Raw genomic sequence first — 25,158 nt, forward strand, 5'->3', positions numbered from 1 at the left:
GCGGCGGCCGCTGCAACGGAAAGCCCATCAGCGCCGCACCGGCCAGGCCGCCCAGCACGAAGAGGTTCACCGCCAGCGAAACGATCAGCGCGGTGAGCAGGCCTCGACGGCTCATCAACCCTCCTCCGCGACCGCCGAGACGTCGAGATCGGCCACCGCCTGGGCGGAGGCTTCGGCGGTGATCGCGGACTGCTGCCCCAACTGCGCCCCCAGGACCAGGCCGGCGGCGGCGACGCTCGCCAGGGCTGCGCCGACGCCCGCGGGCGCCAGCCACAGCCGCCAAAGCCGCCGTCGGCGGCGTCCGGCCGGGGCGTCGGCGATGATGCGGTCGTAGAGTTCGCGGGGCGCAGGGGCGCGCGGCAAGGTGTCGAGCGCGGCGTCAAGGCTGGCCTCGCGCGCCAGCGTGGCTTGGGCGGAGAGGGGATCCTGGGCCGTGAACAGGGCCGCGTCCTCGCGCAGCCCCAGCGGCCAGCGGGCGACGTCGCCGCCATAGGCTTCCGCCAGCTGCTGGAATTCGTCCTTCGTCACCTCACCGCTCCACCAGATCGGCCAGCGCCATGCGTAGCGCGCGCCGGCCGCGCGACAAAAGGCTCTCCAGAGCCTCCACCGTCACGCCCATCACCGCCGCAGCTTCGATATTGCCAAGTTCCTGATAATGACACAGCACCACGGCCTCGCGCTGCCGGTCGGGAAGTTTCGCCAGCGCCTGGCTGACGCGGCGTCCGGTGTCCAACGCCTCCAGCCCCCGGTCGGGCGCCGGGCCCTCGTCCGGAACCTGCGGCGGATCGTCGGTGACGATCTCGCGCCGCCGGCGCAGGCGGTCGTAGCAGAGGTTGAGCGCCACCCGGTGCATCCAGGTGTCGAACCGGGCCTGGCCGGGCCGCCACTTCGGGGCCTGCCGCCAGACCCGCAGGAAGGTCTCCTGCGCCACGTCTTCCGCCTCCGCCGGGTCGCTCAGCATGCGCTGGGCCAGACCGTGGATGCGCGGCAGCTTGCGGGCGACGAGCGCGCGCACCGCAGCGGGGTCCCCGTCGGCGATCCGCACCAGCAGTTCTTCGTCGGGATCCGACGTCACCAAGCCACGCCTCGCGCTGGGTCCTGTGACTGTGAGGAGCCTTATGGCCCCAGCTTCGCCGCATGAACATCCGCTTCTTCCTTCGGATGCTTACACGTTCGTAATGCAAGCTTCCGTCGCTAGCGGCGGCCCCGGACCGATCTGGCCGGCTCAGCCGCGCAGGACCGCGGCGTAGGCTTCGCGGGCGGCCGATCGCGCCTGGTCGAGCCGCTGGCGCAGGGCGGAGAAGCTTCGCGCATGCCCGGCCCGGGCGAGCAGGGCGCGGAAGGCCCTGGGCTCGCTCGCCGGGTCGTGGCCGTCCTCCAGCGCCACCTTCAAGAGCTGGGTCAGGTCCTGCTGCAGGCGCCAGGCGGTCTCCAGCGCGTGCAGCGGCTCGGCTGGCGCCAGCCGCGCGCGGTGAAAGGCCGCCAGCGCCTCGGCGGTGTTGGCGAACAGCGGCCCGCCCGCGGCGGCGTGGGCCAGCTGCAGGAACTGGGCGGCGAACTCGATGTCCACCAGCCCGCCCGGCGTCAGCTTCAGGTCCCAGTCGCCCTTCGGCGGCCGCTCCCGCTCCAGGAGCTCGCGCATCTCGCGCACATCCTGGGCGGTCGCCGCCCGGTCGCGCGGCTGGCGGAGCGCGTGCTCGATCGCCCGGCTGCTTTCGCCGGCGAAGGCTTCAGAGGTCGCCCAGACCACCCGCGCCCGGGTCAGCGCCAGGTGCTCCCAAGTCTCCGCCTCGCCGCCTGCCTCGTAATAGTTCTCGAACGCCGCGAAGCTCACCGCCACCGGTCCGGCGGTGCCGGACGGGCGCAGCTGCATGTCGACCTCGTAGAGGCCGCCCTCGGCGGTGGGCGTCGAGAGCGCCGCGATCAGCCGCTGGGTGAAGCGCCCGTAGAAGGTGGCCGCGTCCCAGCCCTTCAGGCTCGACGCCGCGCCGGGCGCGTCGGCCCGGTAGAGGGTCATCAGGTCGAGGTCCGAGGTCGCGCTCATCTCGCGCGAGCCGCATTTGCCGAGCGCCACGACCGCCACCTGGCCGGCGAATTCGCCGCCCAGCCGCGCCGCCTCGGCGAGGGCCGCCGGCGCCAGCGCCTGGATGCAGAGGTCGGCCAGGTCGGCGAAGGCCTTGCCGGCGGTGGCCGCGGTGGCCGCCCCACTCATCACCTGCACGCCGACGCGGAAGGCCTGCTCGCCCTGCAGCCGGCGGACCGCGTCCATCGCCGCCTCGAAGCCGCCGGCGTTCGCCACCGCGGCGTGGAACACCGGCCGGTCCTCGTCCAAATCGATCTTCTGGAAGAAGGCGGAGTCCAGCATGACGTCGATCGCCGACGGCCGCCGCGCCAGGGTGTTGGCCAGCCGGGGCGCGAACGCCATCACCTGCACCACGAGTTCGAACATCCTGGGCTGGGCCAGGAACAGCGACTGCAGCTGGACGCCCGACGACAGCCGGGAGAAGAAGTCGCCGAAGCGGATGAAGGCCGCGTCCGGCGCGCCGGTCGCATGCGCCGCTTCCAGCAGCTTCGGCGCCAGTCGGGTGAAGAGTTCGCGACCGCGCTCGGTCCGCGTCGCGGAGATGCGCCCGTGGTGCCAGCGGCGGATGGTCTGGGAAACCTGGGCTGGGTTCGAGAACCCCATGCGCGAAAGCGTCGCGAGTGTCTCCGGGTCGTCGTCGACCCCGGTGAAGACCAGGCTGCCGAAGCGCGAGGAAAGCGTCTCCTCTTCCGGGAAGAGCTCGGCGTAGCGCGCGTTCACGGTCTTCAGCGTCCGCGAGATCGTCGCATCGAAGCTGCGCAGGCGATCGTAGCCGAAGAGCGCCGCCACCCGCCGCCGCTCCAGATCGGACTCCGGCAGCTTGTGGGTTTGCTCATCGGCCAGCATCTGCACCCGGTGCTCGACGTCGCGCAGCAGCCGATAGGCCTCGGCCAGCTCCTGGGCCGTCTGCGGCTCCACATGGCCGGCGCCGACCAGGGCCTCCAGGGCGTCGAGGGTGCGGTTGCTGCGCAGGCCCGAGTTGCGGCCGCCCAGGATCAGCTGCTGGGTCTGGACGTAGAACTCGATCTCGCGGATCCCGCCGCGGCCGAGCTTCAGGTCGACCCCGCGGGCGCTCACCCGCTCGTCGACCTTGTGGGCGTGGATCTGGCGCTTGATCGAATGGATGTCGGCGATGGCCGCAAAGTCGAGGTTCTTGCGCCAGACGAAGGGCTGCAGCTCGGCGAGGAAGGCCTTTGCGGCGTCCAGGTCGCCGGCGCAGGCGCGGGCCTTGATGAAGGCCGCCCGCTCCCAGTTCTGGCCGACGCTTTCATAGTAATCCAGCGCCGCCGGGACCGGAACCGCCGGCGGCGTCGAGGAGGGATCCGGACGCAGCCGCAGGTCGATGCGGAAGACGTAGCCTTCGTCGGTCCTGGTCTGCATCAGCTCGGCCAGCCGCTGGGTCAGGCGCACGGCGAAGGGCTGGGCCTCGACGCCGTCGGCCAGCGGCAGCTTGTCGGGATCGAAGAAGACCGAGACGTCGATGTCGCTGGAGTAGTTGAGCTCGAAGGCGCCCTGCTTGCCCATGGCGATGCAGAACCATCCCGGGACCGGCCCCTCCGCGCCTTCGCCCAGCCTCGTCAGCCGGCCGGCCTCCAGCTCTCCGCGCGCGGCGATCGCCAAGGCCGAGGCCACCGACGCATCGGCGAACTTCGTCAGCGCGCCGGTCACCGCGTCCAGGCCCCAGACCCCGCCCAGATCGGCCAGCGCGGTCAGAAGATGCAGCTCGGCCTTGAGCCGGCGCAGCGCCGCCGAGGCCGCCGCGATCTCGCCGCCGGCGACCGCGGCGGTGAGATCGAGCACCTCCTCCAGCCGCGCGTCCGGGTCGCTCTCCAGCAGCGCTGCGAGCCTTGCCGGATGTCGCCGCGCCAGACCTGAAAGATAAGACGAGGCGCCGAAGACCGGCGCCAGCGCCGGCCAGGCGGCGTCGACGGCGGTGGCGTGGCCGACGATCTCGTGGGTGCGCGCCGCGGCCTTGGCGTCGATCACCGGTCCGCAGGGCCGCATCCGCGCGCCCAGGCTCATGCTCTCTCCGAAGCCCATGCGCGCGAAGCTAGCAGGACCGACGTCGTCAGTCCTCGTCGGCCAGTGCGCGGGTCGCCTTCTCCAGCACGTTCTTCGACAGGCCCTCGGTCCCGGCGATCCGCTCCAGCTCGGCCTTCATGAGAGCGCCGAGTTCGGGCTTGTAGCGCCGCCAGCCGTCGAGCGGGTCGATGAGCCTGGACGCGGTCATCGGGTTGTAGCGGTCGACCGCCAGGATCTGGTCGGCCAGGAAGCGATAGCCGGCCCCGCTCGGGTCATGGAACCGCGCCGGGTTGAAGTTGGCGAAGGTCGAGACCAGCGCCCGCAGCCGGTTGGGGTTCTTCGGCTCGAACGCCGGATGCGCCGTCAGGCCCATCACCCGGCCGAGCGCGCCTTGGCTCGGGTCGCGCGCCTGGACGCTGAACCATTTGTCGATGACCAGCGGCTCGCCCTTCCAGCGCTCGTAGAAGGCGGCCAGCGCCTGTTCGTAGGCTTCGCCGCCCATGTGCGTCAGCGCGTTCAGCCCGCCGATGGCGTCGGTCATGTTCACCGCCGCCTCGAAGTGGCCCCTCGCCAGGTCGATATTGTCCGAGCGCGGGTTGGCGGCGAGCAGCTCGAGCGCGGCGTTGCGCAGCGCCCGGCGTCCGGCGCCGGCGGCGTCGGGCGAGAACTCGCCCAGGTCCTGCAGGCCGGTGTGCAGCCGGCGAAGCTCGCCCTCCAGGTGTACCGACAGCCGCGTGAGCAGCGCCTCGCGCGCCTCGTGGATCGCCGCCGGGTCGGCGGGCCGCATGACGAGCGCCAGATCGGGCTCGGAGGGCAGGGCCATCATCAGGGCCTTGAACGCCGGCTCCGCCGCCTGGTCCGACAAGGCGCGCCCGAGCGCCTCGGCGTAGCGTTCCTCGCCCACCTCGTCGGGCCGTCCGGCCGCCCGCGCCAGGATCAGTTCCCGCGCCAGGGTCTGGCCCGCCTCCCAACGGTTGAACAGGTCCGGGTCGGCGGCCAGCAGGGCGTAGTTGTCCTTCGGCTCGGCGTCGCTTTCCAGCACGACGGGCGCTGAGAAGCCGCGCAGGGCAGAGACCGCCGGCTCGCGCGCGACCTTCGACAACGTCACGGTCGTCGACGGCTGGGTCAGCACGATCACGGTCTCCTCGACCGTCTCGTCGTCGCGCTCGAAGCTCAAGGGACGGCCGTCGTGGTCGACGAGGCCGATGGCGACCGGGATCGGCAGGGGCCGCTTCTGGGCCTGGCCGGACGTCGGCGGGGTGTGCTGCGCAAGCTCCAGCGTCACGGTCTGGGCGGCGCGGTCATAGCTGTGCTTGAGCGTCACCCTCGGCGTGCCGGCCTGCTCATACCAGGCGAAGAACTGCGTCAGGTCCCGGCCCGAGGCCTCGGCGAAGCAGCGGACGAACTCCTCGACGGTGGTGGCGTGGCCGTCCCAGCGCTCAAAGTAACGGTCCATGCCGGCGCGAAAGGCCGGCTCGCCGATCAGGGTCCGCAGCATGCGGATCGCCTCGGCGCCCTTCTCGTAGATGGTCGCGGTGTAGAAGTTGTCGATCTTCAGGTAGCTCGACGGGCGCACCGGATGGGCCAGCGGGCCCTGGTCCTCGGCGAACTGCCGGGCGCGCAGCGCCTTGACGTCCTTGATGCGCTGGACCGCGTGGCCGCGCATGTCGGCCGAGAAGGCCTGGTCGCGGAAGACAGTCAGGCCTTCCTTCAGGCACAGCTGGAACCAGTCGCGGCAGGTGATCCGATTGCCGGTCCAGTTGTGGAAGTACTCGTGCGCCACGACGCTCTCGATGCGCTCGTAGTCGGCGTCGGTGGCGGTCGCCGGGTCGGCCAGCAGCAGCGATGAGTTGAAGATGTTGAGGCCCTTGTTCTCCATGGCCCCGAAGTTGAAGTCGCGCACCGCCACGATCATGAAGAGGTCGAGGTCGTACTCGCGGCCGAAAACCTCTTCGTCCCAGGTCATCGACCGCTTCAGCGCGTCCATGGCGTAGGCTGCGCGCGCGGCCATGCCGGTGTCGACGTAGATCCGAAGATCGACGGTGCGCCCGCTCATGGTGACGAGCTTGTCTTCCAGCACGTCGAGCTCGCCGGCGACCAGGGCGAACAGGTAGCAAGGCTTGGGGAAGGGGTCGTTCCAGACCGCGTAATGGCGGCCGCCGGCAAGCTCGCCGGCCTCGATCAGGTTGCCGTTCGACAGCAGGTGGCGGAACGCCTTGTCCGCCTCGACCCGCACCGTGAACCGCGACAGCACGTCCGGCCGGTCGGGCCAGTAGGTGATCTTGCGGAAGCCCTCCGCCTCGCACTGGGTGCAGAAGCGGCCGCCGGACATGTAGAGGCCTTCCAGCGCCTTGTTGTTCTCCGGATCGATCTCGACCTCGGTCTCCAGGGTGAAGACATCGGGCGCGCCGGGAATGGTCAGGAACTCGTCGTCGACGGTCCGCTCGCCCTCGGCGAGGCGGCGGCCGTCGATGGCCACGGAGATCAGCTTCAGCCGCTCGCCGTTGAAGCGCAGCGGGGCCGAGTGGGCGCCGTTGCGGCGCACCGCGAGCCTGGCCTTCACGCGGGTGGTGTTGGGCGCAAGGTCGAAGGCGAGGACCGCCTCGTCGACGAGGAAGGCTGGCGGGCGGTAGTCGTCGAGCCGGATCGGCTGGGGCGTTTCAGTGCGCATCCATCCGATTTAGCCGCCCCGCCGCCCGGCCGCCAGACACAGCGGGCGATCTTCGGGTTTTCGCGCCGCCGTCAGGCGCTCAGCGCCAGCGGACGCGCCGCGCGGTTGATCAGCGAGCTGTAGAGCCGCGTCAGGCCTTCGAAGGTGTGTTCCCAGCCGTGGCGGGTCTCGGCGCGGCGGCGGGCGGCCTGGGCGATCTGGCCGATGTCGCGGGCGAACAGGGCCTCGATCGCCGCGGCCAGACTCTCCGGCTCGGAGTTGTCGGCATGCTGGCCGACGCTCGGGTCGATGAGCTCGCCGACGCCGCCCTTGTTCGGGCCGATCACCGGCACGCCGGCGGCCATGGCTTCCAGCACCACCAGGCCGAAGATCTCGTTCTCATTGGCGTGCAGGAAGGCGTCGCAGCTCGCCACCAGGCCCGCCAGCCGCTGGGGATCGCGCTCGTAGTCGATGCAGATCACCTGGTCGGAGGGACGGGTGTCGCGGCCGGCGCCGATCAGCAGCAGGTGGTAGGGCTCGCCCAGCTTCTCCACCGCCGCGACCATCGACTCGACATTCTTTTCGCGCGCCGGACGGCCGGCGAACACCAGCAGCCGCGCCTCCGGGGCGAGGCCGAGCTTCTTGAACAGCTTGGCGCGGTCGCCGCGGCTCGGGTGGAACAGCTCGGTGTCGACGCCGAAGGGCAGCACCGTGACCTTCTCCACGCCCGCTTCGGCCAGGCGCGAGGCGGTGTGGCGGCTGGGCGCGACCACCAGGTCGAACCGCTGGTAGGCCTGGGCCCACAGGTTGAAGGTCGGCTGCTCGGCCCAATCGCCGAGATGCAGGGCCGCGAGCGCCGCGGCGTCGGTGTGGCAGAAGCCGACCACCGGCACGCCCAGCGCCTCGCCGGCTTCCAGCGCGCCGTGTCCCGGCACCAGGACGTCGCCGGCCTCGATGATGTCGGGGTCGCAGGTGCGGATCACCGAGGCCCATTTGCTGACGCTGGCCGGCATCCGGTAGCCGTCGGCGAAGGGCAGGCGGGTCGCTGCGACCGTGACCAGGCCCTCGCCGTCGCGCCGCGTGCGCGCGCCCGGCACCACCAGGGTCTGGCGGATGTCCGGCCGGTGCTTCTTCAGCCAGGCGTGCTTGACGGTCAGGTAGCGCTTCACGCCCCCGGAGTTGGGCGCGTACATCATGGTGGTGTCGACCAGGTGGTAACCGGTCGCGAGCGGGCCGTGGGCCAGGTTCGCTTCGGCAGGATCGAACCGGACCAATTTCTCCGATCCCGGGGAGACGACGTCGAACACCTGGCGTGCACTCTTGTCCATGAGACCAGCGGATGCGGCGCCGAACGCCGGCGCCGATTGATCCCGGTTGACGAGGCCGATCATACTCGGCTTCGGGCGGCTTCGCGTCACCGTCTTCTTCCAGAGCCTGGCCAGCTGTGTCGTCCTTCTCTGGGAGAGGCGCCGATGGGATCGGCGACCTCGCGTGCCGGAGAGACCGGCGGATCTGGACCTCTCTCGTTCGGCCGAGCCGTGACCGAATCCCTGGTTCCTAGCAGCAGTCGCTATATGCCGTCACCATTCCGCGTGCGGCGCATCCCAAAGCGCAGCCATAGAGATGAGCTTTGATCACGACCGAAGCAAGGCGCTAACGTTACTGGGGGCGGCGTTGGCCATGGCCCGCCGTTCGCCCGCGGCGCCGATTCCAGCAAAAAGGGCCGCGCTGCGGCGCGGCCCTGTTCGGAGTCGGGCTTCGGACCCTAATGCTTGAGCGCGTCGCGCCCAGTTTGCTTCACTTCGCCGACGCCCTTCTGCACCTTGCCGGCGGCCTTCTCGGCGGCGCCTTCGGCGCGCATGCGGTCGTTCCCGGTCATCTTGCCGGCGGCTTCCTTCATCGCGCCCTTGGCCTGCTTGGCGGCGCCCTTCATCTCGTCCTTATGCATCCGAAAAATCCTTCTCACTCCGGGGCTTTACGAGCCTCCGCCGGGTGAGTACGCCCGAACCGCGCGCTCGTTCCGCGCCCCACGGCGGATTGCGCCCGCGCCGAGCGGCCGCTATCTGCGTCGGCGAATTCCCTCTCCCTTCCAGAAAGACGCGGACGCCCCGATGGCGCAGCAATACATTTTCCAGATGCAGGGCCTGACCAAGGCCTACCCCGGAAGCCCGAAGAAGACCTTCGAGAACATCTGGCTGTCGTTCTACCCGGATGCGAAGATCGGCGTGGTCGGCGTCAACGGCTCCGGCAAGTCGACGCTGCTCAAGATCATGGCCGGGCTCGACCAGGAGTTCACCGGCGAGGCCAAGGCGGCCGACGGCGTCAAGCGCGGCTACCTGGCCCAGGAGCCCCAGCTCGACGAGGCGCTCAACGTGTGGGGCAACGTCATCGCCTGGTGCGACGAGAAGAAGATCGTCGACCGCTACAACCAGATCGCCGCCGAACTCGGGGAGAACTACACCGACGAGCTGATGGAGGAGATGACCGCCCTCCAGGAAAAGATCGACGCCGGCGACCTCTGGGACATCGACAGCCGCATCGAGATGGCGATGGACGCCCTGCGCTGTCCGCCCGACGACTGGCCGGTCGACAGGCTGTCGGGCGGCGAGAAGCGCCGCGTGGCGCTGGCGCGCCTGCTGCTCTCCAAGCCCGACATGCTGCTGCTCGACGAGCCGACCAACCACCTCGACGCCGAGAGCGTGGCCTGGCTGCAGCACCACCTGGAAGCCTTCCCCGGCTGCGTGATCCTGGTCACCCACGACCGCTACTTCCTCGACCAGGTCACCAAGTGGACGCTCGAGCTCGACCGCGGCAAGGGCATTCCCTACGAGGGCAACTACTCGTCCTGGCTGGAGCAGAAGGCCAAGCGCGTCGCCCAGGAGCAGTCCGAGAGCGAGGCGCGCCAGCGCGCCATGGCCCGCGAGCTGGAGTGGGTGCGCTCCGGCGCCAAGGCCCGTCAGGCCAAGTCGAAGGCCCGTCTGGCGGCCTACGACCGGATGGTCACCGAGCAGGAGAACGCCCGGCAGGCGCAGACCTTCGCCACCATCCAGATCCCGCCGGGCCCGCGCCTGGGCAACGTCGTGCTGGAGGCCGACGGGCTTTCGAAGTCCTTCGGCGACAAGGTCCTGTTCAAGGACCTGTCGTTCAAGCTGCCGCCCAACGGCATCGTCGGCGTCATCGGCCCGAACGGCGCCGGCAAGTCGACGCTGTTCAAGATCATCACCGGCCAGGAGCAGCCGGACGAGGGCGCTTTTCGCCTCGGCGAGACGGTGAAGCTCGCCTACGTCGACCAGAGCCGCGACGCGCTGGATCCGAACAAGACCGTCTGGCAGGAGGTCAGCCAGGGCCTCGACGTGCTGACCGTCAACAAGCGCGACATCAACACCCGCTCCTACGTCGGCTCGTTCAACTTCCGCGGCTCCGACCAGCAGAAGAAGGTGGGCCTGCTGTCGGGCGGTGAGCGCAACCGCGTGCACCTGGCCAAGACCCTGACCGCCGGCGGCAACGTCATCCTGCTCGACGAGCCGACCAACGACCTCGACATCGAGACGCTGCAGAACCTCGAGGAGGCGCTGGAGGAGTTCGCCGGCTGCGCCGTGGTCATCAGCCACGACCGCTGGTTCCTCGACCGCCTGGCGACGCACATCCTGGCCTTCGAGGGCGACAGCCATGTCGAGTGGTTCGAGGGCAACTTCGAGGCCTACGAACAGGACAAGATGCGCCGTATGGGCGCCGACAGCATCATCCCGCACCGGATCAAGTTCCAGAAGTTCGCCCGCTAGGGCGAGTTCACGAGCCGCCCCGTACCCGCTCGTCCCGGCGAAAAGCGGGGAAGAGCGGGCGGGCGCGGCTCAGTCGCGCCCGGGCGCGCTTTCAGCGGCCAGCAGCCGCCGCTCGACCTCCGACCAGAGATCGGCATAGGCCCGCGCGGCCGGATGCCGGGGCGCGAAGGCGTTCAGCGGGGCCCGCTCGGCCGACATCCGCTCGACGGCGCTGGCGTAGGGGATCACGCCCCAATCCGGGTGCTGGGCGGCGGTCTCGCGGTGCAGCTTGCGCCGCATGTCGGCCATCGACAGCACCGGCAGGATGTCCGGGGCGCTGCGCCGCTGCGCGCGGACATGGGCCTGCGCCGCCTCGAGCCCGCGCAGGCCGAGCGCCGAAGGCTGGGCCGGGATCACCACCACGTCGACGGCGCGGAAGATCTGCTCGCTGATCTCCGTCACGCCGGGCGGACAGTCGAGGATGATGCGCTCGAAGCGTCTCTCGAGGCCGCGGACCAGCTTGCGGACCCGCTTGCGCGCATCCTCCTCGACCAGCTGGACGTCCAGCCGGCGCAGCGAGGCGTCCGCCGCCAGGACGCTCAGCTGCGGGTAGGGCGTCGGCTGGGCGAGGTCGGCCGGATCGGCGTCCTTCGAAAAGATCTTGTTCGCCGTATCGCGCCCCTGCGCCGCCTGCAGCAGGAAGCCCGCCGCGCCCTGGGCGTCTATGTCCCAGAGCAGGGTGCGCCGTTTCGAGGTCGTGGCGGACAGGTAGGCGAGGTTCACCGCACAGGTCGATTTCCCGACGCCGCCCTTCGGACTGTAGATCGCGACAGAAGCCATGCTCTCCAACCGCGGTTGTCGGATGTGTATGCGGACCTTCGCCCCGCGGCGCAATCCCGCAGGCGGAGCGCGACGGCGCGCCGCGATTCCGCTTGCCGCGTCGTCAGCTCAGGCGTAAGGCGGCCGCCGCCGGCCCGGTCGGCGTTTTGGAGCAAGTCCGCCCATGACGAGCGAGCCGTCTCTCGCTGCGTCCGAGCCGCCCGCCGCGCACCCGTCCCCTGAACAGCACGCCGCCCACGGTCACGCCGCTCAGCGCTTCTGGCCGTTGGTCCTGGGCAGCATCGGCGTGGTGTTCGGCGACATCGGCACCAGCCCGCTCTACGCCTTCCGCGACGCGCTGGCGGAGATCCCGGCCGAGCGGCTCGTGCAGGCCGACATCCTGGGCGTGCTTTCGCTTGCGCTCTGGGCGCTGATCCTGGTCGTCACGGCCAAGTACGTGCTCTTTTTGATGCGCGCCGACAACAACGGCGAGGGCGGGGTGCTCTCGCTGATGGCGCTCGCCCAGCGCGGCTTGAAAAGCCAGACCGTCGGCGTCTTCGCCCTGGGGGCCATCGGGGCGGCGCTGTTCTACGGCGACGGGGTGATCACGCCCGCGATCTCGGTCCTCTCGGCCGTCGAGGGGATGAAGTCCGTCCGGGGCTTCTCCCACTGGTTCGGCACGGAGGAGGTGATCATCGTCACCCTCCTGATCCTGACGGCCCTGTTCGCCTACCAGAGCCACGGCACCGCCAAGGTCGGCCGGCTGTTCGGGCCGGTGATGGTGATCTGGTTCCTGGGGCTGGGCGCCATGGGGTTGATGCACATCAAGGATTCTCCCGGCGTCCTGGCGGCGGTCTCGCCCACCTACGCCGTGGTCTTCCTGCTGAAGCACCAGCTTGTCGGCTTCCTGGTGCTGGGCGCGGTCTTCCTGACGGTCACCGGCGCCGAGGCGCTCACCGCCGACATGGGCCACTTCGGCCGCCTGCCGATCCAGGCGGCCTGGTTCGCCCTGGTCTTCCCGTGCCTGGCCCTGAACTACTTCGGCCAGGCGGCGGTGGCCTCCAAGGCGCTCGCCCACGCGCACGCCATGCACCAGTTGCTCGACAAGCAGGACTGGTTCTTCCTGATGGCCCCGCCGCAGTTCCGGATCGGCTGGGTCGTCATGGCCGCGGTCGCCACCGTCATCGCCAGCCAGGCGGTGATCACCGGCGCCTTCTCGCTGACCCAGCAGGCGATCCAGCTCGGCCTCCTGCCGCGGATGAACATCAAGATCACCTCCGCGACCGAGGCCGGACAGATCTACGTCGCGCCGATCAACTGGCTGCTGTTCGTCGGCGTGGTGCTGCTGGTGCTGTCGTTCCGCTCTTCCGACGCCCTGGCCCACGCCTATGGGATCTCGGTCACCGGCACCATGGTGGTGACCACCTGCCTCGCCTTCATCGTCGTGCGCCGCTGCTGGAACTGGAAGCTGCCTCTGGCGCTCGCCGTGCTGGTTCCGCTCCTGGCGCTCGACCTGACCTTCTTCACCGCCAACCTGCTGAAGGTGCTGACCGGCGGCTGGGTGCCGCTGATGCTGGGCGGCGGGCTGTGCCTGGTCATGGCCACCTGGGTGCAGGGCACCCGGCAACTGCGCGCCAAGCTGATCAAGGAAGGCCTGCCGCTGGCCGACTTCCTGAAGATCATCAGCCAGCGCGCCCCGGGCCGCGTCGCCGGCACGGCGGTCTACCTGACCTCCGAGCCCGCCACGACGCCGGCGGCCCTGATGCACAGCATGAAGCACTACCGGGTGCTGCACGAGAAGAACGTGATGCTGCGGGTGGTCAACGAATCCCGGCCGTTCGTCGACGCCGACAACCGCGTGGAGATCACCGACCTGGGCGGCGGCTTCTGGTACCTGATCGTCCGCTACGGCTACATGGAGACGCCGAACATCCCGAAGGCGCTGACCGGCTGCCGCAAGCTGGGCTTGAAGTTCGACATCATGGCGACGACCTTCTTCCTCAGCCGCCGGGCGATCGTCGCAAGCTCCGCCTCCAAGCTCCCCGCCTGGCGCCGGCAGCTGTACGTCTTCATGATGAAGAACGCCGCCGATCCGACGAGCTTCTTCCACCTGCCGCCCGGCCGCGTGGTCGAGCTGGGGACCCAGGTCAGCATCTGACCACGCGCAGAAAGTAGACCCCGACCGTCGTCCGGCCGGGGTCGTATCAGGAATCCCGTCCCCGCCGCCGGCGGGCGGCCTGGACCGGCTTACTGCGGGGTGGTCGAGGGCGGGGCGGTCGAGGGGTTCGCGGGCGGATTGACCGCGCCGCTGGAATTGTCGGGGCTGGTGGTCGCGCCCGCGCCGCTGGAGCTGGAGGAGCTGCCGCCGGCGCTGTTGTCCGGGCTGCTCATCGAGCTGCTGGGGGCGGCGCTCGGCGCCGCGCCGGTGTTCTCGGTGGTCCCGGTCGAGCCGCTCGCACCCGCGCCGCTTGCGCCGGTGGTGCTGGTCGTCGCCGCGGCGTTGGCGCTCGTCCCGGTCGAGGCGAAGACCGTACCGGCCCACCAGTCATTGGTGGCGCGCTGCTTCGGCGTGGCCGCCAGATAGGCGTCCAGCTGGGTGTAGGGGATGGGCTGCGGCGGGGTCGCCAGCGCGGCGCCGCCGGCGCTGTGGCCCCTATGCTTCGCCGCGGCGTCGGCTGCGCCTGCGCTCAGCAGCAAGGCCGCCGCGCTGGCGGCCATCACGATGGTCTTCATGATTGCGTCTCCCTGACGTAACGCCGTCTCAGTCGGCGCCCCTAGAACCCGCACCTCGACCATTTGTTGCGCTTGCCCGCCGGAAACTTGGCCGCAAACCAGCCGATGAGCGGCGACGTTCGTGGGGGCGGTGAGCAGCCCCGTGCGTTGTGACCGCATGGCCTCGCACGACCTGGCGACCCCCGACGGCGCGTCCGCCGTGTTCCGCATCCGGCTGACGCCGGGGCCCCCTATCCGGCTGGCGATCGCCGAGGAGGCGGAGCCGGAGCGCGAGTACTCGCTGCCGACGCTGGACCAGGGCGCCTTCCTCGACCTCTTCGAGGCGCTGGCGCGCGACCTCGGCCTGCGCCGCCCGCAGGCGCGCGAGACCCCGCCGGCGGGGAACGGGCCGCCGCTGACGCCGATCCTCACCGCCCCGGTCTCGCCGAAGATCCTCTACGGCTACGGCGATCCCTGCGTGGTGCGGGTCGCGCGGGACGATTACCGGCTGCTCGTCACGTCCAACGACGCGCCGGACGCCTTTCCGATCCTGGCCTCGCCGAACCTCGTCGACTGGCGGCTGTCCGGCTTCGTCTTCCCGCAAGGCGCGGCCCCCGGCTGGGCGCTCACCGGGCGCGAGGTCAGCGACTTCTGGGCGCCGGAGCTGCACCGTCTGGACGCGCAATGGCTGGTCTGCTTCACCGCGCGCCTGGCCGACCGCAGCCTGGCCGTAGGCCTCGCGCGTGGCGGCTCCCCGGACGGGCCGTTCGTCCCGGATCCCGAGCCTATCGTCACCGGCGGGGTGATCGACCCGCACATTCTGATCGACGCGGCGGGCGCGCCGTGGCTGGTCTGGAAGCGCGACGACAACGGGGTCTGGCCGCGGGTGCTGGGCGCGCTCCTGCACCGCCGTCCGGCGCTGGCCAAGGCCCTCTTCGTCGGCGACCGCGATCGGCGCACCGCCGCCTTGACCCTCACCCTATGGCCCTGGATCGCCGGTCTCGAGCCGATGGCGCAGTTCTTCGCCCTGCAGCTGCTGATCGAGGCCGCCTCGGCCGACCTCGCCGCCTTCGAGCTGCGCCTGGCGGACGTCATGGCGCTCGCCCGGACCGACGAGCGGGCGCTGATGGGCCAGGCGCTGGACGCCCTGCGCACCCGCATCTACGCCCAGCGGCTGTCCGCCGACGCGCGCCGGCTGCAGGGTGAGCCGACGGTGATCCTGCAGAACGATCTGCCGTGGGAAGGCCACCTCATCGAAGGCGTCTGGATCAGCCACGACGACGGCCGCTACTACCTGCTCTACGCCGGCAACGACTTTTCCACCGCGCACTACGGCATCGGCGCGGCCGTCGCCGACGGGCCGACCGGACCCTATCGCAAGTCGTCCGAAGTCTTCCTGGCCTCGGCGGGCGCGTGGTGGGGGCCCGGCCATCCGTCCGTCGCGCTCGCGCCCGACGGGCGGCGGCACATCTTCCTGCATGCCTTCCGCGCAGGCGAGGTCGGCTACAAGGCCTTTCGCGCCCTGCTCGCCGCGCCGATCCGCTTCAACCGCGGGCGGGTTTCGCTGGAGGGCTGAGCGGACGAGGCGACGCTCAGGCGCGGGGGTCGAACGAGGCCACCTCGGCGTCGAGCGCCTCTTGCACCAGCATGTCCACCTGGCGGCCACGCCAGCTCTCCAGATGCGCCAGCCGCCGGGCGGCGGCCAGGGCGTCCTCCCGGACTTCGAACCGGCCCTGGACGCTTGGATGGGTGAGCAGCCATCCTTCCCGTGCGGCGAACACGCCGATCTGGATCACCTGCCGGGGCGTTTCGACCGAGCCCATGAGCGCCTCCCTCAAGACGTTTTGTCGGTGGTGAGCGGGGATCTAGATCGCCGACTAAGGCGAGAGTTTGGTCGCCCCGCGATGGATGCGATCACTTTCGAAGACGCTTCTTTTCAGCGGAACCGGCCCGTCCGCCCTGCCGTGAGCGGCTTTCGCCTGGGGCAGGCCGCGGGGAGGGCGCGTGGCCGCAGGCCTAACTGGCACGATCCTCGCCCGCCCGCCGGCGGCCGCGCTATAGTCGCCCCTGTTCGACAGGGGAGGCGTGATGGACCAGCCTGCGACGCCGACGGTGCTGCTCTCCGATCCGATGCTCGCGCCCTTCGAAGCGGCGCTGCGGGCGGAGGGCTGGCGTATCGCGCGGGCCTGGGAGCTGGCCGAGGCCGAGCGCGGCCGGGTGCGGGCCATCGTCCATGCCGGCGACATCCTGCTTCCCACCGAGGCCCTGGAGCGCCTGCCCGACCTCGGCCTGATCGCCTGCGTCGGCGCGGGCTACGACGGCGTCGACGTGCCGTGGTGCCGGGCGCGCGGCATCGAGGTCACCAACGCCGCGGGCCTGAACGCCGCCGACGTGGCCGACCACGCCATCGGCTTGATGCTCGCCGGCTGGCGCAACATCCTGGCGGGCGACCGCATGATCCGCGAAGGCCGCTGGCGCGAGAACCACCGGCGCTCCGCCAGCGCCAGCCTGACGGGCCGCCGCTTCGGCGTGGTGGGCCTCGGCCCGATCGGCGAGGCGAGCGCCCGGCGCGCGGCCGCCTTCGACCTCGAGGTCGCCTGGTGGGGGCCGCGCCCGAAACCTGCCGCGCCATGGCCGCGGATGGCCGGCCTGATCGAGCTGGCCGCCTGGAGCGACATCCTGCTGGTCGCCAGCCGCGCCAACGCCGAGAACCGCGGGATGATCTCGCGCGAGGTGATCGAGGCGGTCGGCCCCGCCGGGATGATCGTCAACGTCGCCCGCGGTTCGCTGGTCGACGAGGACGCCCTGATCACGGCGCTGCGGGACGGCCGGCTGGGTCATGCAGGTCTCGACGTCTTCGCCGAGGAGCCGACCGCCGCCGAGCGCTGGCGCGACGTTCCGAACCTCGTCATGACCCCGCACAGCGGCAGCACCACGCGGGAGATCCTGCCGCGCCTGGCGGAGCGCGTCATGGAGAACCTGCGGCTGTTCTTCGCCGGCCGGCCGGTGGCTACGCCCGTCTCGTCCGAAGCCTAATCGGATGACTTGACATAAAGACATAAGGATATCTTTATGTCCCATATGAGGTTGTCCGCGGATCAGGCTGTCGAGGTGCTCCGCGCCGCGGGCGAGCCGACGCGCCTGCGCATCCTGGCGCTCCTCGCGCGCGAGGAGCTCGCGGTGCTCGAACTCTGCCGCGTGCTCGACCAGAGCCAGCCCCGGGTCTCGCGCCATCTGAAGCTGCTCGCGGAGGCCGGGCTCGTCGAGCGGTTTCCTGACGGGGCCTGGGTCTTCTACCGGCTGACCGCCGCCGGGCAAGCTGCCGAACTGGTCGCCGAGACCCTGGCGCGCATCGATCCCGCCGATCCGGTGCTGGCGCGCGACGCCGACCAGCTGGCCCAGGTCCGGTCGGAGCGCGCCGCCGACGCCGCCGAATACTTCGCCCGCAACGCCGCCCGCTGGGACGAGATCCGCTCGCTCTATGTCGCCGAAAGCGACGTCGAGCAGGCGATCCTGCAGGCGGCGGGGCCGGGGCCGTTCAAGCGGCTGATCGACCTGGGTTCCGGAACCGGGCGGATGCTGACCCTGCTCGCGCCGCGCGTCGAGCAGGCGCTGGGCCTCGACCTGTCGCAGCAGATGCTGAACATCGCCCGCAACCACGTGGCCCAGGCGGGGCTGGAGCGCTGCGAGCTGCGCCACGGCGACATCTTCGGCACCCGGCTGCCCGACGCCAGCGCTGATCTGGTGGTGGTGCACCAGGTGCTGCACTACCTGGCCGATCCCGCCGCGGCGGTTCGCGAGGCCGGCCGCATCGTCGCCGAGCCGGGCAAGCTGATCATCGTCGACTTCGCCCCGCACGGCCTGGAGTTCCTGCGCGAGCAGCATCAGCATCGCCGGCTGGGCTTCTCCGACACCGAGATGAAGCGCTGGTTGGGGGAGGCGGGTTTCCCGTCCATCCAGACCAGCGCCTTGCCGCCTGCCCAGAAGGAAGGCCTCACCGTGAAGATCTGGACCGCCGAGCGCGGCCGCGACCGTCAAAGGAGCGCCGCATGAGCGGACCCCAATCCGCCTTCGGGCCCGTGGCCCGCGCCGGCCTGAGCGGCCGCTCGCGCCCGACCGTGTCGTTCGAGTTCTCGCCGCCGAAGACGCCCGAGGCCGAAGCCAGCCTCTGGGAATGCATCCGCAGGCTGGAGCCGCTCGACCCGACCTTCGTTTCGGTGACCTACGGCGCCGGCGGCTCGACCCGCGACCGCACCCACCGCACCGTCCTTAGGATGCTGCGCGAAACCACGCTGAAGCCCGCCGCCCACCTGACCTGCGTCGAGGCCTCGCGCGAGGAGGTGGACGAGGTCATCCGCGAATATTGGGAGGCCGGCGTGCGCCACATCGTGGCGCTGCGCGGCGATCCGCCCGGCCAGATCGGCGGGCGCTATACGCCGAGGGCCGACGGCTACAACAACGCCACCGAGCTGACGCGTGCGATCCGCGGCATCGGCGCCTTCGAGGTCAGCGTCGGCCTCTATCCGCAGATCCACCCGGAAAGCCCGTCGATCGAGCACGACATCGAGGTGCTGAAGGCCAAGGTGGACGAGGGCGCGACGCGCGCCATCACCCAGTTCTTCTTCGACCACGAGGCGTTCCTGCGGTTCATGGACCGGGTGCGCAAGGCCGGGATCACCATCCCCGTTTCGCCGGGCATCATGCCGGTGACCAACTTCAAGACCCTGAAGAAGATGGCAGGTCCCATCGGCATCCATCTGCCGGACTGGCTGGGCAACCTGTTCGAGGGCCTGGACAAGGACCCCGAGACGCGGCGGCTGATCTCCTGCTCGGTCGCCACGGAGATGTGCGCCAAGCTGCTGGAAGAAGGCTTCTCGGACTTCCACTTCTACACCCTGAACCGCGCCGACCTGACCTACGCCATCTGCCGGGTGTTGGGGGTGCGCGAACCCGAGGCGCCGGCGGAAGAGGAAGCTGCGGCATGACGAGAACCGAGCGCGTCGCGGCGCTGAAGGCCGCGGCCAAGGAGCGGGTGCTGATCCTCGACGGCTCCTGGGGCGTGATGATCCAGAAGCGCGGCCTGGACGAGGCGGACTACCGCGGCGACCGGTTCACGGCCCATGCCGGCCAGTTGAAGGGCGACAACGACCTCTTGTGCCTGACCCGGCCGGACATCATCGCCGACCTGCACGATCAGTATTTCGCCGCCGGCGCGGACATCTCCGAGACCAACACCTTCTCGGCCACCTCGATCGGCCAGGCCGAGTACGGCATGGAAGCAGCCGTCCGCGACATCAACCTCGAAGGCGCCCGCATCGGCCGCAAGGTCGCCGACGAATGGACCGCCAGGGAGCCGCACAAGCCGCGCTTCCTGGCGGGCTCGATCGGTCCCCTGCCGGTGATGCTGTCGATGTCCTCGGACGTGAACGATCCCGGCGCGCGCAAGGTCACCTTCGAACAGGTCTATACGGCCTATGTCGAGCAGGTCCGCGCCCTGCACGAGGGCGGCGTCGACCTCTTCCTGATCGAGACCATCACCGACACGCTGAACTGCAAGGCCGCGATCAAGGCGATCCTCGACCTGCAGGACGAGGGCTATGAGCCGCTGCCGATCTGGATCAGCGGCACCATCACCGACCGCTCTGGCCGCACCCTGTCGGGCCAGACGGTGGAGGCCTTCTGGAACTCGGTGAAGCACGCCAAGCCGTTCGCCGTGGGCCTCAACTGCGCCCTGGGCGCCGAGCTGATGCGGCCGCATATCGCCGAGCTCGCCCGCGTCGCCGACACCCTGGTCTCGGCCTATCCGAACGCCGGCCTGCCGAACGCCTTCGGCGAATACGACGAGACCCCGGACCAGACCGGCCACCAACTGCACGAGTGGGCCGAGGCCGGCCTGGTCAACATCCTCGGCGGCTGCTGCGGCACCACGCCGGACCACATCCGCCACGTCGCCGACGAGGTCCGCGGGATGACGCCCCGGCAGGTTCCCGAGCGGCCGAAGGCGATGCGGCTGGCGGGGCTGGAGCCGTTCGAATTGGTCTAATTCCTCTCCCGCGCCGCGGGAGAGGGGGACCGCCCGGGGAACACCGGGCGGTGGAGAGGGCGAGCCGCAGGCGGAGCGCTGGTGACAGCGATTTTCCGACGGATATGCCGAGTTCTGCGACTCTCCCTCTCCACCACGCGCTCTGCGGCGCGCGGTCCCCCTCTCCCGGCTCGCCGGGAGAGGAAACAGCATTTAGGTTTGGATTGATGCGCCCCACCTTCATCAACGTCGGCGAGCGGACCAACGTCACCGGCTCGGCCAAATTCCGCAAGCTGGTCGCCGAGGGAAACTATCCCGAGGCGCTGAGCGTGGCGCGCCAGCAGGTCGAGGCGGGCGCCCAGGTCATCGACGTCAACATGGACGAGGGCCTGTTGGACTCGGTCGCGGCCATGCGGACCTTCCTCAACCTGGTCGCCGCCGAGCCGGACATCGCCCGCGTGCCGGTGATGGTCGATTCATCCAAGTGGGAGGTGATCGAGGCCGGCCTGCAGTGCGTGCAGGGCAAGTGCATCGTCAACTCCATCAGCCTGAAGGAAGGCGAGGCGAAGTTCCTCGAACAGGCGAAGGCGTGTTTGCGCTATGGCGCGGCCGTGGTGGTGATGGCCTTCGACGAGGTCGGCCAGGCCGACACCGCCGATCGCAAGGTCGAGATCTGCCAGCGGGCCTACAAGATCCTGGTGGAACAGGTCGGCTTCCCGCCCGAGGACATCATCTTCGACCCGAACATCTTCGCCGTGGCGACCGGCATCGAGGAGCACGACAACTACGCCGTCGATTTCGTCGAGGCGACCCGCCGCATCAAGGAGAGCCTGCCCCATGCGCGGATCTCCGGCGGGGTCTCCAACGTCTCGTTCAGCTTCCGCGGCAACGAGCCGGTGCGCCGGGCGATCCACTCGGTGTTCCTCTACCACGCCATCGCCGCGGGCATGGACATGGGCATCGTCAACGCCGGCGACCTGCCGGTCTATGACGAGATTCCCAAGGAGCTGCGCGACGCCGTCGAGGACGTGATCCTCAACAGGAAGCGCGCCGACGGAACCTCGCCCACCGAGTTCCTGGTCGACCTCGCCCCCCGCTACAAGGGCGGCAAGAGCGAGTCCAAGGGACCCGACCTGGCCTGGCGCGACGCCCCGGTCGCCGAGCGGCTGAAGCACGCCCTGGTGCGCGGCGTCAGCGACTTCATCGAGGTCGACGTCGAAGAGGCGCGGCTGGCGGCTGAGCGTCCGCTGCACGTCATCGAGGGCCCGCTGATGGCCGGCATGGACGTCGTCGGCGACCTGTTCGGCGCCGGCAAGATGTTCCTGCCTCAGGTGGTGAAGTCCGCCCGCGTCATGAAGCAGGCGGTCGCCTATCTGATGCCGTTCATGGAGGCCGAGAAGGATGGCGGAGAGCGTCAGGCCGCCGGCCGCATCCTGATGGCCACCGTCAAGGGCGACGTCCACGACATCGGCAAGAACATCGTCGGCGTGGTCCTGCAGTGCAACAACTACGAGGTCATCGACCTCGGGGTCATGGTGCCGGCCGACCGCATCCTCGACGAGGCCGAGAAGCACAGGGTCGACATCGTCGGTCTCTCCGGCCTGATCACGCCCTCCCTGGACGAGATGGCCTTCGTCGCCGCCGAGATGCAGCGCCGCGGCTTCAGGATCCCGCTGCTGATCGGCGGGGCCACCACCTCGAAGACGCACACCGCGGTGAAGATCGCTCCCCGCTACCAAGGGGCCACCACCTATGTGCTGGACGCCAGCCGCGCGGTGGGCGTGGTCTCCAACCTGCTCTCGCCGACCGAGCGCGACCGCTTCGTCGCCGAGACCGTCGCCGACTACGACAAAGTTCGCGAGCAGTTCGCCCGCGGGCAGGGCGCCCGCGCCCGCGCCGCCCTGGCCGAGGCGCGCGACAACGCCTTCACCCCGGATTGGACGACCTACGATCCGCCGAAGCCGTGTTTCACCGGCACGCGCACCTTCGCGCCCTATGATCTGAACGAACTGGCCCGGCACATCGACTGGACGCCGTTCTTCGCCAGCTGGGAGCTGGTCGGCCGCTACCCGCAGATCCTGGAGGACGAGGAGGTCGGCGAGGCCGCGCGCGACCTCTTCAAAGACGCCCAGGCGATGCTGGCCAAGATCATCCAGGAAGGCCTCCTGGAGGCGCGTGGCGTCGTCGGCTTCTGGCCGGCCAACGCCGACGGCGACGACATCGTCCTCTACACCGACGAGAACCGCGGGACCGAACTCGCCCGTCTGCACACGCTTCGCCAGCAGATGCTGAAGAGCGGCGACCAGCGCAACGTCGCGCTCGCCGACTTCGTGGCGCCCGTCGGAACCAAGCCGGATTGGGTCGGCGGCTTCGCCGTCACCGCCGGCCATGGCGAGCTGGAGCTGGCCAAGCGCTTCAAGGACGCCGGCGACGACTATTCGGCGATCCTCTCCACCGCCGTCGCCGATCGCCTGGCCGAGGCCTTCGCCGAGGCGCTGCACCGGCGCGTGCGGACCGAGCTCTGGGCCTATGCGCCGGACGAGGCCTTCGACATCGACCTGCTGATTTCCGAGCAGTACCGCGGCATCCGCCCGGCGCCCGGCTATCCGGCCCAGCCCGATCACACCGAGAAGACGACGCTCTTCCGGCTGCTGGACGCCACCGCCCAGACCGGCATGGAGCTGACCGAGAGCCTGGCGATGACGCCGCCGGCGGCGGTCTCCGGCCTCTACTTCGCCCATCCGGAGGCGCATTATTTCGGCGTCGGCCGGATCGAGCGCGACCAGGTCGAGGACTACGCGCGCCGCAAGGGCTGGGAACTCGCGACCGCCGAGCGCTGGCTGGCGCCGATCCTCAACTACGATCCGGCGTAGCCTCTTGCCGCCCGCGGCTTCGCGGGTGCGGTGGTCACACCTCGATCGGCTCCGGCGCGGCCGAGGGGCGGGTGTCGGCGATGGTGCAATGGATCTCGCAGCGGACGCCTTCGGGCGCGAAGGTGAATACCACGTCGCCACCCAGCTCGCGGGCCAGGCTGCGCTGAAGCAGCCGGGTGCCGAACCCCGATCGCTCCGCGGGCCGCACCGGCGGCCCGTCGTTCTCGACCCAGGAAAGGGTCAGGCGATGGTGGTCCGAAACCGTCCAGCGGATCGTCACCCGGCCTTCAGGGATCGACAGCGCGCCGTATTTCACCGCATTGGTGGCGAGCTCGTGCAGGGCCATGCTGAGCGCCAGCGCCCGCTGGGCCGTCAGCCAGACCGCGGGGCCCGAGCGGCTGATCTGCGGCCGCCGCACCGTCTCGAAGGGCGCCATGGCCGAGGCCACGACATCGGACAGCCGGGCGCCGTGCCAGCTTTCCGCGGTCAGGAGGTCGTGGGCCGCGGCGAGCGCCAGCAGCCGCGCCTCGAAGGCTTCCCGTGCGCGCGGCAGGTCCGGCGCCGAGCGCAGGGTCTGGGCCGCGATCGACTGCACGGTGGCCAGCGTGTTCTTTACCCGGTGGTTCAGCTCGTTGATCAGCAGCCGCTGCCGTTTCTCCGCGCGCCGGCGTTCGGTGACGTCGTCGAACACCCCGGTGACCCGCAGCATCCTGCCGTCGGCGGCGTGCAGGGCGTCGCTGAGGCTTACGATGTTGCGGACGCTGCCGTCCGGGAGGTTGATGCGGTACTCGAATTCCCGACGTACGCCGGGCTTCTCCGCAGACGAGCGCAGGCGCTCCATGTCCCGCGAATCGATCCGGGCGGCGACGTCCTCGATCTTGAGCGGCTCGTCGGGGCCGAAGCCGAAGATTTCCCGTGCGCGGGCGTCGAGCGTGGCTTCGCGAGTTTCAAGGTCCCATTCGAACGCCCCCAGCCGGGCGATGGAGACCGCCGCGCTCAGTCGCCGTTCGCTTTCCAGCACGGCCGCCTGGGCGCGCACCTGGTCCGTGACCTCGAACCCCATGCAGAAGACGCCGGTGACGTCGCCCCGCTCGCCGACGACGGGCTCCAGCACGAAGTCGACGAAACGCTCCTCCCGCGGCCCGTCGCGCGTCGAGCGCAGCCAGATCGGCTCGGCGCGCGCGATATATCGCTCCCCCTGCCGGTAGACCATGTCCATGATCGGCGGGAACTTTTCCCCCAGTCTGGGGAAGACGTCGCGCAGGCGCCTGCCGATGACCGCCCGGTTTCCGAACATCCCCTTGAAAGCGTTGTTCACGAACTCGAAGACGTGATCCGGACCCTGCAGGATGCAGATGAAGCCGGGGGCTTGCTCAAACATGCGCCGCTGCCGGACGGCGTCGTCCGCCACCCTGCGCTCGGCCAGCACCCTGTCGGTCGTCTCGACGACGATGCTCAGAACCCCGAGCGGCCGCCCGTCGGTGTGAAGGATCGGCGAGCAGTCGATGTTGAGCCAAGCCGGTTCGGGGCCGGACCTGCGGTCGAGCGTCAGTTCGACGTCGCGCAGCGTCAGGTTCTTCCCGCCGAGCCCGCTGCTGATGGCCTGCGCGATGATGTCGGAGTTGTTCCAGGTGTCCCGCGCCCGGGCGCCCAGGGCCTTCGGATGGCGCCTGCCGATCAACTCGGCGTAGGCGTCGTTGTAGATCTCGATGCCGTCAACGCCGGCCAGGATGGACATCGGCAACGACGCATGAAGGATCATCGCCGTCGCGGCTTTCAGGGCGTCGGGCCAGTCCCGCAACGGGCCGAGCGCCGTGGGCGCCCAGTCAAGCTTGGCGATCAGCGCGCCGGTCGCCCCGCCGCCGCGCAGAAATCGGGCGTCGCCTGCAAGATCGTTCGGGTCTGCCATGGGGGTCGACACGATGACGGCAAGAAAACGCATCATCCGCGGCGGAAGGCAACCGCTGGCGCCGAGAACCGGACCTTGGCCATCGGCGTTCCCTAGCCATGCCGCAGTACACCTTCCACGTCGATCCGGCGTCAGGGGGCGAGCCCGACCGGATCGTCCAGGCGCTGGAGAATGACGAGGTGGCGGTGCACGTCGCACGCCGGATGCTCGGTGTCGGCCGCGCCAGTGTGCGCGTCGGTCGCGGGGCCGGAGAGGCGGTGGCCTGGATCGGAGCCTGGGAGACCCAGTCGCGCCGCGCCGCCTGGCG

Annotated in this window: 19 protein-coding genes; 9 read left to right on the forward strand and 10 right to left on the reverse strand. The window is 70.2% G+C overall.

The features are described from left to right. Positions 1–114: 114 nt before the first annotated feature. From VJS38_RS09310 to VJS38_RS09335, 6 genes are all read right to left on the reverse strand, one after another. The gene (locus VJS38_RS09310; protein WP_324087872.1) at positions 115–528 is read right to left on the reverse strand and encodes a hypothetical protein; all 414 of its coding nucleotides are present in this window, start codon (positions 526–528) and stop codon (positions 115–117) included. A gap of 1 nt (position 529) precedes the next feature. Further along, positions 530–1,078 (reverse strand): RNA polymerase sigma factor, encoded by a 549-nt coding sequence (locus VJS38_RS09315; RefSeq protein WP_324087873.1) that lies wholly within the window; start codon positions 1,076–1,078, stop codon positions 530–532. Between the two features lie 147 nt (positions 1,079–1,225). Next, complete coding sequence (locus VJS38_RS09320; RefSeq protein ID WP_324087874.1) at positions 1,226–4,123, reverse strand: bifunctional [glutamine synthetase] adenylyltransferase/[glutamine synthetase]-adenylyl-L-tyrosine phosphorylase; 2,898 nt, start codon at positions 4,121–4,123, stop codon at positions 1,226–1,228. Positions 4,124–4,151: 28 nt separating this feature from the next. Further along, positions 4,152–6,776, reverse strand: a complete 2,625-nt coding sequence (pepN, locus tag VJS38_RS09325; RefSeq protein ID WP_324087875.1) for an aminopeptidase N — start codon at positions 6,774–6,776, stop codon at positions 4,152–4,154. 71 nt (positions 6,777–6,847) lie between these two features. Further along, positions 6,848–8,146 (reverse strand): glycosyltransferase, encoded by a 1,299-nt coding sequence (locus tag VJS38_RS09330; RefSeq protein WP_324087876.1) that lies wholly within the window; start codon positions 8,144–8,146, stop codon positions 6,848–6,850. A gap of 374 nt (positions 8,147–8,520) precedes the next feature. Continuing rightward, positions 8,521–8,703, reverse strand: a complete 183-nt coding sequence (locus VJS38_RS09335; protein ID WP_324087877.1) for a CsbD family protein — start codon at positions 8,701–8,703, stop codon at positions 8,521–8,523. Positions 8,704–8,866: 163 nt separating this feature from the next. Between VJS38_RS09335 and ettA the strand changes: the two genes are divergently transcribed. Next, positions 8,867–10,537, forward strand: a complete 1,671-nt coding sequence (ettA, locus tag VJS38_RS09340) for an energy-dependent translational throttle protein EttA (protein WP_324087878.1) — start codon at positions 8,867–8,869, stop codon at positions 10,535–10,537. A gap of 69 nt (positions 10,538–10,606) precedes the next feature. Here ettA and VJS38_RS09345 read toward each other — a convergent pair whose 3' ends face one another. Further along, positions 10,607–11,356, reverse strand: a complete 750-nt coding sequence (locus tag VJS38_RS09345) for a ParA family protein (RefSeq protein ID WP_324087879.1) — start codon at positions 11,354–11,356, stop codon at positions 10,607–10,609. Positions 11,357–11,519: 163 nt separating this feature from the next. Here VJS38_RS09345 and VJS38_RS09350 point away from each other — a divergent pair, with 163 nt between their 5' ends. Next, positions 11,520–13,493 carry a potassium transporter Kup gene (locus VJS38_RS09350; RefSeq protein ID WP_324087880.1) on the forward strand — a complete coding sequence of 658 codons (1,974 nt, stop codon included), beginning with the start codon at positions 11,520–11,522 and terminating at the stop codon, positions 13,491–13,493. Positions 13,494–13,582: 89 nt separating this feature from the next. On the opposite strand, the gene VJS38_RS09355 is transcribed toward VJS38_RS09350, so the two are convergent. After that, a complete protein-coding gene (locus VJS38_RS09355; protein ID WP_324087881.1) occupies positions 13,583–14,068 on the reverse strand; it encodes a hypothetical protein in 486 nt (161 codons plus the stop codon). A gap of 157 nt (positions 14,069–14,225) precedes the next feature. Here VJS38_RS09355 and VJS38_RS09360 point away from each other — a divergent pair, with 157 nt between their 5' ends. Next, positions 14,226–15,623 carry a family 43 glycosylhydrolase gene (locus VJS38_RS09360; RefSeq protein ID WP_324087882.1) on the forward strand — a complete coding sequence of 466 codons (1,398 nt, stop codon included), beginning with the start codon at positions 14,226–14,228 and terminating at the stop codon, positions 15,621–15,623. A 16-nt stretch (positions 15,624–15,639) separates the two neighbouring features. Here the strand turns inward: VJS38_RS09360 and VJS38_RS09365 are convergent, their stop codons facing one another. Further along, positions 15,640–15,870, reverse strand: a complete 231-nt coding sequence (locus VJS38_RS09365; protein WP_324087883.1) for a hypothetical protein — start codon at positions 15,868–15,870, stop codon at positions 15,640–15,642. Positions 15,871–16,135: 265 nt separating this feature from the next. On the opposite strand from VJS38_RS09365, the gene VJS38_RS09370 reads away from it, so the two are divergent. The 5 genes from VJS38_RS09370 (at position 16,136) to metH (ending at position 22,942) form a co-directional block, all read left to right on the forward strand. Beyond that, positions 16,136–17,083: a 2-hydroxyacid dehydrogenase gene (locus VJS38_RS09370; RefSeq protein WP_324087884.1), complete on the forward strand. Its 948-nt coding sequence runs from the start codon at positions 16,136–16,138 to the stop codon at positions 17,081–17,083. Positions 17,084–17,128: 45 nt separating this feature from the next. Continuing rightward, a complete protein-coding gene (locus VJS38_RS09375) occupies positions 17,129–18,100 on the forward strand; it encodes a metalloregulator ArsR/SmtB family transcription factor (RefSeq protein WP_324087890.1) in 972 nt (323 codons plus the stop codon). Then, entirely contained in the window at positions 18,097–19,032 is a 936-nt protein-coding gene (gene metF / locus VJS38_RS09380) for a methylenetetrahydrofolate reductase [NAD(P)H] (protein WP_324087885.1), read from the forward strand. The genes VJS38_RS09375 and metF overlap by 4 nt, the downstream gene beginning before the upstream one ends. Then, positions 19,029–20,090: a homocysteine S-methyltransferase family protein gene (locus VJS38_RS09385; protein ID WP_324087886.1), complete on the forward strand. Its 1,062-nt coding sequence runs from the start codon at positions 19,029–19,031 to the stop codon at positions 20,088–20,090. The genes metF and VJS38_RS09385 overlap by 4 nt, the downstream gene beginning before the upstream one ends. A gap of 206 nt (positions 20,091–20,296) precedes the next feature. Next, a complete protein-coding gene (gene metH, locus VJS38_RS09390; protein ID WP_324087887.1) occupies positions 20,297–22,942 on the forward strand; it encodes a methionine synthase in 2,646 nt (881 codons plus the stop codon). 34 nt (positions 22,943–22,976) lie between these two features. Here the strand turns inward: metH and VJS38_RS09395 are convergent, their stop codons facing one another. Then, a complete protein-coding gene (locus VJS38_RS09395) occupies positions 22,977–24,851 on the reverse strand; it encodes an HWE histidine kinase domain-containing protein (RefSeq protein ID WP_324087888.1) in 1,875 nt (624 codons plus the stop codon). A gap of 98 nt (positions 24,852–24,949) precedes the next feature. Here VJS38_RS09395 and VJS38_RS09400 point away from each other — a divergent pair. Beyond that, positions 24,950–25,158 (forward strand): hypothetical protein (locus VJS38_RS09400; RefSeq protein WP_324087889.1); only part of this gene is annotated, 209 nt, incomplete at its 3' end.

Source organism: Phenylobacterium sp., from assembly GCF_035276905.1.
In the GTDB taxonomy this organism is placed as follows: domain Bacteria; phylum Pseudomonadota; class Alphaproteobacteria; order Caulobacterales; family Caulobacteraceae; genus Phenylobacterium.